This is a genomic window from Kitasatospora sp. NPDC058243, from assembly GCF_042882025.1.
Taxonomy (GTDB): Bacteria; Actinomycetota; Actinomycetes; order Streptomycetales; family Streptomycetaceae; genus Kitasatospora.
The window spans coordinates 1-9,047 of record NZ_JBHVWW010000124.1; the positions used below are offsets into that span (position 1 = coordinate 1).

The following is a 9,047-nucleotide window of genomic DNA, read 5'->3' on the forward strand; positions in this document are numbered from 1 at the left end:
TCCCTCCCCCCCCCGGTACTTCGCGGTCCCCTGACGCCCCCTCCATCCCCTGCTCTGGGCCCGGCGGACCCCCCCCGGCCGCGACGCGCCGGATCAGCCGACCGCCGCCCCCACCCGCGGCGACGGCTCGGCCGCCGGGCCGGCCAGGGCCGCCAGCCGGCGCAGGCCGGCCCGGCGCTGGAGCGCGCCGAGGCCGACGGTCGCCGCGCCGAGGGCCAGCCAGCCGGCCGGACCGGCCGTCATCACCACGCCGGTGAGCAGCAGCGGGCCCACCGACTTCTGCACCGACTGGGCCATCCCGGCCACCCCCAGGTAGGAGGCCTGGGCCCCTGGGGGCGCCAGGACGACCGCCAGCTCCCAGGAGCTGACCGAGCGCATCAGCTCCGCCAGCGTGACGAGCATCGCCGCGGCCAGCAGCGCGAGCGAGGCCGTCCAAGGCCCGCCGCCGGTGGCGAGCGCGGTCAGCAGGCAGCAGCCGAGCAGCGTCAGGCCGTACCAGCCCACCGCCGCGGCTGCCCCGCGCGGGCCCTGCGCCCGCGCCGAGACGCGCAGTTGCAGGAGCACCACGAGCACCGTGTTGAGGATCAGGAAGACCGGGACGACGGCGTGCGGCGCGCCGGTGTGGTGGACGAGCCAGAGCGGCAGGCCGACGTTGAGGATCGAGTCGTCCAGGTTCAGCGGCATGTCCAGCGCAACGAACAGCAGGTAGCCCCGGTCGCGCCAGGGGCTCGGAGCGGCTGCCGCGGCGGCGGGTTCCTCCTCGGAGGCCGCGGCGACCAGGCCGCGCCCGGCCGGCTCCCGGGTGCGCCAGACCAGGACGGCGGCGAGGGCGAAGGAGAGTGCGTTGGCCACGATCAGCGCGCGGTAGGCGTTCGTGGTGCCCATCGCCAGGCCGATCGCCGCGATGCCCGCGCCGAGCGCGTACCCGGCGTTGGCCACGCTGCGGAACAGCGCCTGGTACGTGCCGCGCCGCTCGCCCGCGATCCGGGTGGCGAACAGCATCTCCAGGGTCTTGGCCGCGCGTTCGGCCAGACAGGTCAGGGCGACGGCGGGGAGCAGCGTGGCGAAGTCGTCGACGACCAGCAGCAGGCCCATCGTTCCGATCCGCAGCAGGTGGCACCCGATCAGCAGCCACCGCACCGGCAGCCGTTCGGCCGCCCGCCCGGCGAGCGGGGACCCGGCGATCCCCGCCGCCGCGCCCACGCCCAGCAGCACGCCGAGCTGCCGGGCGTCCATCCCGCACACGTAGGTGAAGTACAGCACCGAGGCCGCCGCCCACACCCCGCTCCCGGTCCGGTCGACGCACTGCGCCAGCAGCATGATCCGCGCGTCGCGCCCGCCCGGCGGCTTCCGCAGCTGCGCCATCAGTCCGTTCCCCCGCATGGCAGGCCCCCGTTGCATGATCGACATCAATCTCGACATCAAGATACTTCACGTCGAGATAGATGCGGAAGCCCCGGCCGCACACCCGCCGGGCCCCGAACCTCGGACCTCGACGGCGGGCGGGCGGTGCGCCACACTCTCCCCAGCAGCATCCGCGCTCCCAACGCACCGGCACGACGTCACGATCCACCGCCACATCGGAGAGCCACACGGTGACCACTCGTCAACTGCTGGAGATCGCCTTCTCGTCCGGCCGGGCCGGGTCCGGCCCTGCCACCTGGGGCCAACAGGCCATCTGGGACGTCCTGAGCCGGCTCACCCCGGCCGACGCGCCGCGCTACAACATCGCCGCGGCGGCGCCGCTCGACCCCGGGCTGCCGCTGCCCGCCCTGCTCGCCGGCCTGGAGGGGCTGCTCCACCTGCACGACTCGCTGCACACCCGCCTGGTGCCGGGCGAGGCCGGCCGGTTACACCAAGTGGTCGACGCCGAGGGCCGGTTGGAGGTGGAGGTGCGGCACTGCGCGGAGCCGGCCGATCCGGTCGAGGCGGGCGCGCGGCTGCACGAGGAGCTGGCGGCACTGCCGTTCGACACCGCCACCCAGTGGCCGATCCGGGTCGGCGTGGTGGAGGCGGGCGGGTCGGCCCGGTACGTGAGCCTGGTGCTCTCGCACACCGCGGTGGACGGCACGGGGATGAACCGCCTGGTGGCCGACCTGACCGCGCTCTGCCAGGGCACCTCGCCGGACGAACTGGCCAAGATCCGCGAGCCCGCCCAACAGCCGCTGGAAGAGGCGGAGTTCCAGGCCTCCGAGCGCGGTCGGCGGCGGGACGAGGGCGCCCGCAAACAGTTCCTGCGCAAGCTCCGGCTGGCCCCGGCCCGGCTGTTCCCCCCGCCCGGCGAGCCGGCCACGCCGGGCGCCAGGTTCCCGAACGCCGTCCTGCGCTCGCCCGCGCTGCCCCGCGCCGTGGACCAGGTGGCGGCCGCCCACCGGGTGACGCCCTCCTCGGTGCTGCTCGCGGCGACGGCGGCGATGACGGCCCGGCTGTCGGGCTCGACGGAGGCGGTGCTGAACGTCGTGGTGAACAACCGCTTCCTGCCCGAGCTGACCAACGCGGTGAGCGTGGTCGCGGGCGACGGGCTGTTCCACCTCCCGGACGCCACCGCCGAGTTCAGGGACGTCGTCCGGCGCACGAACGCCGCCGCGATCGGCGCCTACCGCCACGCCTACTACGACAAGCTGCGACTGCAGGCCGAGATCGGGCGGCTCGCCGCCGAGGGCGTCCCGCTCGCGGACCGGTCCTGCATCTTCAACGACACCCGCGAGCTGGTCACCGCCTCCCCCGACACCGGGACGGGCGAGGAGACCACCCTGACCTGGCCGGTGGAGTTCGAGCCCCGCCCCGGCCTGACCTACGCCCTGGACGCACTGCAGTCCCCGGGCGCACTGAGCCTGACCATGACGGCCGACCCCGCGGTGCTCCCGCGTCCGGCGATGGAGCGCTTCCTGTACGGGATCGAGGAGTTGATCCTCACCGAGGCCCGCACCCTCGGAGCAACCTAGGCCTGTCCCGAGACCGGAGGGCACCGCGCACCACGCGGCGCCCTCCGGCGCCTCCCCGCCACCCGCCGCTCCCCCCGGGCCCGTTGGCCCCGCCGCTACGCTGGGCCCATGCGGATCCTCCTCCTCGGCGGCACCTCCTTCGTCGGCCGCGCAATCGCCGACGACGCCCTGCGCGGCGGCGCCGAGGTCGCCCTGTTCACCCGCGGCCGGACCAACCCCGGTCTCTTCCCCGCCGCCGCCCACCTGATCGGCGACCGCGACACCGGCGACTACACCGCCCTGCGCGGCCGCTGGGACGCGGTGGTGGACGTCAGCGGCTACCGCCCCCGCCAGGTCGGCCAGGCCATGGACGCACTCGGCGACCGGGTCGGCCGCTACCTGTTCATCTCCAGCCACGCGGTGTACGAGCGCGCCGGCCTCGCCCCCGGCTCGGACGAGTCCGCCCCGCGCCGCGCACCCCTGCGCGACGCCGAGCAGCTCACCGAGGAGACGTACGGCCGGCTCAAGGTCGCCTGCGAGGACGACGTCACCGCCCGCTACGGAGACCGGGCGACGATCGTGCGCCCCGGAAAGGTGGCCGGCCCCCACGACGAGCAGCGCGGGCTCACCTACTGGGCGCGCCGGGCCGCCCGGGGCGGGCGGATCGCGCTGCCGGGGCGGCCGGAGCAGCCCGTCCAGGTGGTCGACGTGCGCGACCTGGCCCGGCTGGTGGTCCGGCTGCTCCAGGACGGCCGGGCGGGCGCCTTCCACGCCGTCGGCCCGGCCGAGCCGACCACGCTGGGCGGGCTGATCGCCACCTGTGCCGAGGTCGCGGGCGCCGAGGTGGAGGTCGTCCCGGTGCCGCCGGAGAGCGCGCCGCCGCCGTTCTTCCCGCTGGTCCGGGCCGCGCCGCTCTGGCCCGGACAGCAGCGCAGCGCCGCCCGGGCCAGGGCGGCCGGGCTGCCGGCGACCCCGCTCGCGGTCACCGCCGCCGACGTGCTCGCCTGGGACCGCGAGCGCGGCGAACCGCCCCTCGGCCACGGCTTCACGCCCGAGCAGGAGGCCCGGGTGCTGGCCGAAGCGACGGGGTCGAGGCCCTGAACGGCCGCCGACCCTGCACAGCACGACCGGTCAGGACGGACTGCCGGACGGCCAGCCCGTCCTGACCGGTTGTCAGTGTCACGCGCTATGGTCGGCCCCGAACGATCCCACCAGCACCTGCACAGCACCGCCAGGGGGCACCATGACCGCGCACCGCACCACCGCGCACAGCGCCGGCCCGCGCACCACCCCGCTCGACGCACCGCTCAGCACCGCCGATCTCGTCGACGGCTGGCGGCGGGTGGGCGTCCGCGAGGGCATGGCGATGATCGTGCACTCCTCGCTCTCCAGCCTCGGCCGGGTCGACGGCGGCGCCGCGGCCGTGGTGGCCAGCCTGCGCGAGGCGGTCGGGCCCGGCGGCACGGTCGCGGTGCCCACCTTCACCACCGCCGTCGTCCGGGACCCGGCACCGGAGCACGCCGGCCTGCCGAGCCCCGAGGTCGCCGAACGGCGCGCCGCCGTCCCGCTGTTCCACCCCGGGCTCCCCTCCCCGATGGGCGCCGTACCGGAGGCGCTGCGCGCGCTGTCGGAGAGCCTGCGCAGCACGCATCCGCAGGCCTCGGTCGCCGCGGTCGGGGCGCACGCCCGCGAGGTCACCGCCCGCCGCTCGCTGGGCTTCGCGGTCGGCCGCGAGTCGCCCTTCGGCGCGCTGCACGACCTCGGCGGGTACGTGCTGCTGATCGGTGTCGGGCACAACCGCAACACCTTCCTGCACTACGCCGAGACCTTCGCGCCCAACCGCCGCCTCAAGCTCCGGCGCTTCCCGATGGCGATCCAGGGCGAGCGGGTCTGGATCGAGGCGCCCGACGTGGGCGACGACAACGACACCCACTTCCCGCTCGTGGGAAAGGAGTTCGAGGAGCGGGCGGGCATCCGCGAGGTGCTGGTCGGCAACGCGCCCTGCCGGCTGATCCCGGTCCGGGAGCTCATACCCTTCGCCGTCCGCCGCCTCACCGAGCTGCTGGCGGCGGACGGCCTCGGAGCGGCGTAACCCGATCGACCGCCCGCTTCCTCAAGCGGCCGACCGGACCACGCCCGTCACCAGGTCACCAGATCACCAGGTCACATCCGGGGGCTCAACGCACCCAGACCTCAATGCTCCTCGTCGTGCAGCGAGTTGGTCTCCTGGATCTTCTTCCAGGACTTCGGCTCCGCCGGCAGCTGCCCGTCGGCCTGTCCCGCGCCCGCACCCGGCGCGAGCGAGGCCGCCGCTGCGGCCGGCGCCGGCCCGACGGCCGGCTTCGAGGCCGTGAACAGCCAGGTGGCGAAGAGGTCCCCGAGCTTCTTCCCGGAGACCTTCTCGGCGTACGCCTGGAACTCCGGGACGGAGGCGTTGCCGTAGCGGCGCTCGGTGGGCCAGCCCTTCAGGATCTGGAAGAACTTGTCGTCCCCGACGGCATTGCGCAGCGCCTGGATGGCCACCGCGCCCCGGTCGTAGACGGCGTTCGCGAACTGGTTGGCGGCGCCCGGGTCGCCCGGCTTGACGGTCCAGAAGGGGTCGTCGGCCGGGTGCGAGGCGTAGACGTAGTCGGCGATTTCCTGCGCCGTGCCCTCGTTCTCGTGCTCGGACCAGAGGAACTGCGAGTACCGGGCGAAGCCCTCGTTCAGCCAGATGTCGCTCCAGTGCGAGACCGAGACGCTGTCGCCGTACCACTGGTGGGCCAGCTCGTGCACGACGACGGAGGTGTTGGAGCCGCGCGCGAACTGCCGGGGGCTGTAGAAGACCCGGGTCTGGGTCTCCAGGGCGAAGCCGGTCTTGACGTTGGGCACGTAGCCGCCGACGGAGCTGAACGGGTAGTCGCCGAAGTAGCCGCTCAGCCAGTCGACGATCTCGCCGGTGCGCTCGACGCTGGCCTTGGCCGCGTCGGTGTTCTCGCCGAGGTCCTTGCTGTACGCGTTGTAGACGGGCAGCCCGCTCGGCGTGGAGTCGGTCGTGACGTCGAACTTGCCGACCGCGAGGGTGGCCAGGTAGGTCGCCTGCGGCTTGTTCTCGCGCCAGCTGTAGCGGGTCCAGCCGGCCTGGGAGACGGCGCCGGCCAGGATGCCGTTGCTGATCACCTGGTTGCCGTCCGGCACCTGGACCGAGACGTCGAAGGTGGCCTTGTCGCTCGGGTGGTCGTTGCTCGGGAACCACCACCACGCCGACTCGGGCTCACCGGCGGCCACCGCGCCGTCCGGCGTGCGCAGCCAGGCGGTGAAGCCGTACTTCTTCACGGTGGACGGGACGCCCTTGTAGCGGACCACCACGGTGGCCTGGCTGCCCTTGGCGAGCGGCCGGGCGGGCGTGACCTCCAGCTCCTGCTCCCCGCTGGTGGCGAAGGTCGCCGGACGTCCGTTGACCCGGACCTCCTGGACGTTCAGCGCGAAGTCGAGGTTGAAGCGGGAGAGGTTCTCGGTCGCCGTGGCGAGGATGGTGGTGGCGCCCTCCAGTTCGTCGGTGGCGGGCTGGTATTTCAGCCGGATGTCGTAGTGCGAGACGCGGTACCCGCCGTTCCCGTAGGTCGGGTAGTACGGGTCTCCGATGCCGGCCGCGCCGGGTTGGAAGTCGGCCGCCGAGGCGGGGACGGCCAGGAACAGGCTCAGGGCGCTGGCAGCAGAGACGATCAGCCTCTTGCGCACGTGGTCCTCCAGGGTCACTGGGACGATGGGTCGGATCGATCCATGTCCCGGCGGCTCCCGGTCCACTCCCCAATTGTGAGATGTTCATGAAAAGAAACAGGCCGACATGGCGCCGCCGCGACACCGCCACACACCCCGGGGACCCCCTGCGCCCCACCCGCCCCTCACGCCCCGGCCCCCGCCCCCCTCACCCGCCGAGCGTCACCGGCGCCCGCACCAGCGAGCCGTACTCCGTCCACGAGCCGTCGTAGTTCTTCACGTGCGGGTACCCCAGCAGCTCGGTGAGCGCGAACCAGGTGTGCGCCGACCGTTCGCCGATCCGGCAGTACGCGATCACCTCGCGCTCCGGTTCCACACCCTTCCCCCCGTACAGCGCCCGCAGTTCCTCCGCCGAGCGGAACGACCCGTCGTCGTTGGCCGCCTGCGACCAGGGGACGTTCACCGCGCCGGGGATGTGCCCGGGCACCTGCGCCTGCTCCTGCGGCAGGTGCGGCGGCGCGATCAGCTCGCCCCGGTACTCGGCGGGCGAGCGGACGTCGACCAGCACCGCGTCCGAACCGGGCTTGGCGAACAGCTCGGCCTTGCCGAGCACTTCGTCCCGCAGCGCCCGCAGCTCCGGGCGCTCGGGCCCGGTCAGCCGGTAGGAGGTGTGCTGGTAGTCCATCACCTCTTCGGTGAGCCCGCGCCCCTCCAGCTCCCACTTCTTGCGCCCGCCGTCCAGCAGCCGCACGGGCCCGAAGCCGCGCAGCCGCAGCAGCCAGTAGGCGTACGCGGCGAACCAGTTGTTGTTGCCCCCGTAGAGCACCACGGTGGTGTCGTCCTCCACGCCGGCCGCCCGCAGCAGGTGCTGGACGCCCTCCCGGCCGGCGTAGTCGCGGCCGACCCGGCTGTGCAGGTCGGTGGTCCAGTTCCAGCCGATCGCGCCGGGGATGTGGTCCCGGTCGTAGGCGGCGGTGTCCTCGTCCACCTCGACGACCCGGATCGTCCCGTCGTCCAAGTGGCGGGCCAGCCACTCGGTGCGGACCAGCGCCTCGGGGTGTGCGTAGCCGTTGCCGGTCATCCCAGGCCCTCCTTCGCTCTGCCCAGGCTTTCGGCGCCCGACCAGGGGCACAGCGAGCCGCGCACGGGCACGGCGGGGCGCCGGCGACCGGGCCGGACAGTTCGACGCTACGCCGACCGTCCGGCCCGGGCCACCCGGCTCAGGAGAAGATCACGGAGCGCAGCTTCAGCCGGTCGCCGAGCTTCTTGCCGGGGTTCATGACGTAGTAGACGTCGCCGTCGCAGTCGTAGTCCAGGAAGACGGTGGCCGTCGAGGTGGTGAGGTTCTCCGGCGCGAAGGCCGGGTCCTTGTCGGTGGCCCCGAACAGGTTGATGCACACGCGGCTCTCCGGGTCGGCGAGCCCGGCCGGCGTGCCGGGGAGACGGCCGACCTTGTAGAGGAAGTCGCCGGTGGCGGCGTTGGCGGAGGTCGGAACGGCGAGGACGAGGGCGACGGCGCTGGCGACGGCGAGTGCGGTGTTGCGGAGACGCATGATTGATGGCCTTTCAGGAGGTACCTGGTGGTACCTGATGCATTGATGCGAGATCACCCTAGAGGCCCAAAATCAGCAGAAACGGTTCTCCCAATCCACTCTTTCAGGTGGTTTAAGCGGCAAAGCCGCGACTTCTACCGGGAACCGTCACCCGCACCCGCCGCCCCGCGCCCGCACTCAGTTCGCCGGGGCCGAGAAGGAGTACCCCTGGTCGACCAGCACCGGCAGGTACGCCTTCAGCGCCGCCACCGTCTGTGACCGGTCGCCGCCGCCGTCGTGGTTGAGCACGATCGACCCGGGCCGGACGTTCTTGAGGATCCGCTCGGCGATCACCGAGGTCCCGGGCGTGGCCCAGTCCTCCGGGTCCACCGTCCAGCCCATCGGCCGCATCCCGAGTTCGGTGGTCACCCTGATCGCGACCGGCGACCAGTCCCCGCCGGGCGCGCGGAACCAGGACGGCTGGCGCCCGGTGGTCCGGTACAGCAGGTCGGAGGTGCGCTCCAGCTCGTCCCGCACCGCCTCGTCGGACATGTGCCGCAGGTCGGGGTGGGTCCAGGTGTGGTTGCCGATGTGGTGGCCGTGGTCCGCGATCTCCCGCACCAGCCCGGTGTTCTCGACGGCGCACTCGCCGACCAGGAAGAAGGTCGCCCGGATCCCGTACTGCTGGAGCAGCGCCAGGACGGTCGGCGTGTACCGGGGATCCGGCCCGTCGTCGATGGTGAGCCCCACCACCCGTTGGCCCGGGTCGAGTTGGTTGACCGGCTTGGCCTCCTCCTCCGTGAGCCGCCGGCGGGCGGGCATCGGCGGCGGGGCGGCGGCGGGTGTCGGCGGGGCCGGGGCGGCCTGCGGGGGCGCGGCGGAGGCGGCGGCC

At 73.6% G+C, this 9,047-nt stretch carries 8 protein-coding genes; 3 read left to right on the forward strand and 5 right to left on the reverse strand.

The features are described from left to right. Positions 1 to 93: 93 nt before the first annotated feature. Entirely contained in the window at positions 94 to 1,365 is a 1,272-nt protein-coding gene (locus ACFVX9_RS39045; protein WP_380424599.1) for an MFS transporter, read from the reverse strand. Positions 1,366 to 1,595: 230 nt separating this feature from the next. Here ACFVX9_RS39045 and ACFVX9_RS39050 point away from each other — a divergent pair, with 230 nt between their 5' ends. The 3 genes from ACFVX9_RS39050 (at position 1,596) to ACFVX9_RS39060 (ending at position 5,016) form a co-directional block, all read left to right on the forward strand. After that, positions 1,596 to 2,945, forward strand: coding sequence for a condensation domain-containing protein (locus tag ACFVX9_RS39050; RefSeq protein WP_380377271.1), 1,350 nt, complete (start codon positions 1,596 to 1,598; stop codon positions 2,943 to 2,945). Positions 2,946 to 3,053: 108 nt separating this feature from the next. After that, a complete protein-coding gene (locus ACFVX9_RS39055; RefSeq protein ID WP_380377272.1) occupies positions 3,054 to 4,025 on the forward strand; it encodes an NAD-dependent epimerase/dehydratase family protein in 972 nt (323 codons plus the stop codon). 142 nt (positions 4,026 to 4,167) lie between these two features. Continuing rightward, a complete protein-coding gene (locus ACFVX9_RS39060; RefSeq protein ID WP_380377273.1) occupies positions 4,168 to 5,016 on the forward strand; it encodes an aminoglycoside N(3)-acetyltransferase in 849 nt (282 codons plus the stop codon). Positions 5,017 to 5,117: 101 nt separating this feature from the next. On the opposite strand, the gene ACFVX9_RS39065 is transcribed toward ACFVX9_RS39060, so the two are convergent. The 4 genes from ACFVX9_RS39065 to ACFVX9_RS39080 form a co-directional block, all read right to left on the reverse strand. Continuing rightward, positions 5,118 to 6,644 carry a M1 family metallopeptidase gene (locus ACFVX9_RS39065; RefSeq protein WP_380377274.1) on the reverse strand — a complete coding sequence of 509 codons (1,527 nt, stop codon included), beginning with the start codon at positions 6,642 to 6,644 and terminating at the stop codon, positions 5,118 to 5,120. 187 nt (positions 6,645 to 6,831) lie between these two features. After that, positions 6,832 to 7,704, reverse strand: a complete 873-nt coding sequence (locus ACFVX9_RS39070; RefSeq protein ID WP_380377277.1) for a sulfurtransferase — start codon at positions 7,702 to 7,704, stop codon at positions 6,832 to 6,834. A gap of 139 nt (positions 7,705 to 7,843) precedes the next feature. Then, positions 7,844 to 8,176 (reverse strand): hypothetical protein, encoded by a 333-nt coding sequence (locus ACFVX9_RS39075; protein WP_380377278.1) that lies wholly within the window; start codon positions 8,174 to 8,176, stop codon positions 7,844 to 7,846. A gap of 177 nt (positions 8,177 to 8,353) precedes the next feature. Then, a partial coding sequence (locus tag ACFVX9_RS39080) for a polysaccharide deacetylase family protein (protein WP_387986981.1) occupies positions 8,354 to 9,047 on the reverse strand: 694 nt, incomplete at its 5' end.